Here is a 2,022-nt window from a genome sequence, read left to right on the forward strand (position 1 = left end):
CCCGGTGGCGGCGCGCGGCCCACCGCCGTCGGCGTCGGCATCCCCGGCCTCGTCGACCCCGCCACCGGCACCGTCGGCGACGCCGTGAACCTCGGCTTCGGCACCGCCCGCGTGCCCTTCGGCCCCGCCCTGTCCGCGCGCCTGGGCGGCGTGCCCGTCAGCGTCGAGAACGACGTCAACGCCACCGCCCTGGGCGCCCGGGAACTGCTCGCCCCCGGCGCGGACCTGGTGCTGCTCTCCCTGGGCACCGGCCTGGCCGCCGGCGTCGTCGTCGGCGGGGCGCTGCTGCGCGGCGCCAGCGGCGCGGCCGGCGAGGTGGGGCACCTCGCGCTCGACCCGCGCGGGCTGCCCTGCCCGTGCGGGCAGCGCGGCTGCCTGGAGACCGTCGCCTCCGGCGCCGCGCTGCGCCGGGCCTGGCCGCACGGGGGCGAGGGCCGCTCCGCCGAGCACCTCTTCGCCGCCGCCGCCGCCGGCGACCCCGCCGCCGTCGCCGTGCGCGACTCCTGGGCCGGTGCCGTCGCGCTGGCCGTGCGCACCCTGGCCCTCACCTGCGACCCCGAGCACCTCGTCCTCGGCGGCGGCGTCGCGGCCGTCGGCGAGCCGCTGCGCCAGGCCGTCGCCGCCGCGCTGCGCGCCCAGGCCGCCGGCTCGCGGTTCCTGCGCGGCCTGGCCGTGGACGAGCGGCTGAGCGTGCTGCCGGCCGGCACGCCCGTCGCGGCCGTCGGAGCCGCCCGCCTGGGTCAGCGCACCGGCGCCGCCTGAGCGCGCACCCACCCACGGCGCCCGCCGGGCCGCACCGCGCGCGGCGAGCGGGTGAGGGGCTGCGACGCAGCGTGCCCGGGGCGCTGCGCGGGCCCCGCCGCCGTTCGGGTGGGATCGCGCCGCGCCGCTTCGGGACCCCCTCGCCGCGGGCCGAGACGACCTCCAGCGCCGCGCGGGACAGGCCCCGCGGCGGAGAGGAGAAACCCGTGTCCCCCTACGGCCCCCGCGTCAGCATCGCCTCCGTCCTCGCCGCCGAGGCGTACGCGGACAACCGCGTGCCCGCCCCGCGCCCGGCGCCCGCGCAGCCCGCCGGCGAGCCGGCCGCCGCGCCGGTCGCCGCCACCGCGACCGCCGTCCTCGACGAGCCCGCCACCGCCGGCTCGCGCCGCCGCTTCCTGGAGCTGCTGCGCCCCGCGCGCCACGCCCGCTGACGCGGCCGGCGCCTCAGGCGCCCTGCCGCACCCTCTCCAGCACGGCGTCCGCGACCGCCGCCGGCTCCCGCTCCGGGAGCCAGTGGCCGGTCGGCAGCTGCGCCTGCGAGAACGCGGCGCGCACGTGCGAGGCCGTGGCCCGCACCGACGCCGGCGCGAAGGACGGGTCGTCGCGCCCGTGCAGGTACGTCACCGGCACCCGCACCTCCCCGGTGCGCCCGCGGCGCAGCGGCAGCGCCCGGTACCAGCCCAGCGCCGCGCTCAGCGCCCCCGGCTCCGCCATCCGCCGCGCGTAGCGCTCGGCGAGGTCCACCGGCAGCCCCCCGCGCACCAGCAGCGAGCGCAGCAGCGCGCCCGAGCGGGCCAGCAGCAGCCGCTCCGGCAGCCCCGGGACCTGGAAACCCCCCACGTACGTCGAGCGCAGCGCCTGCGAGCCGCGCAGCACCCCCGTGCGCAGCGCCGCCGGGTGCGGCGTGGAGAGCACCGTGGCCGAGCGCACCCGCTCCGGGTGCCCGGCGGCCAGCGCCCACGCCACCACCCCGCCCCAGTCGTGCCCCACGACGTGGAACGAGGCCGCGCCCGCCGCGTCGGCCAGCGCCAGCACGTCGGCGACCAGCTCGGGCAGCACGTACGCCGCCCGGCCCGGCGGCCGCGCGCCGGGGGAGTAGCCGCGCTGGTCCGGCGCCAGCACCCGCAGGCCCCGCGCCACCAGCCGCGGCGCCACGGCGTCCCAGGCGCCCGCGTCCTGCGGGAACCCGTGCAGGCAGACGACCACCTCCCCCGACCCACCGCCCTCGGGGGCGTGGTCGCGCACGTCGAACACCAGGCC

The 2,022-nt window shown here is 81.8% G+C and carries 3 protein-coding genes; 2 read left to right on the forward strand and 1 reads right to left on the reverse strand.

The features are described 5' to 3' along the window. Positions 1-762, forward strand: a 762-nt coding sequence (locus GTR00_RS19790) for an ROK family protein (RefSeq protein ID WP_166613263.1), incomplete at its 5' end; no start/stop codon positions are given. Positions 763-968: 206 nt separating this feature from the next. Then, on the forward strand, positions 969-1,193 hold the full coding sequence (locus GTR00_RS19795; protein ID WP_166613264.1) for a hypothetical protein: 225 nt from the start codon (positions 969-971) through the stop codon (positions 1,191-1,193). A gap of 13 nt (positions 1,194-1,206) precedes the next feature. Here GTR00_RS19795 and GTR00_RS19800 read toward each other — a convergent pair. Then, positions 1,207-2,022: alpha/beta fold hydrolase (locus tag GTR00_RS19800; RefSeq protein WP_323132630.1), on the reverse strand; the 816-nt coding region annotated here is incomplete at its 5' end.

The sequence above is a fragment of the Kineococcus indalonis genome (genome assembly GCF_009906395.1).
Lineage (GTDB): Bacteria > Actinomycetota > Actinomycetes > Actinomycetales > Kineococcaceae > Kineococcus > Kineococcus indalonis.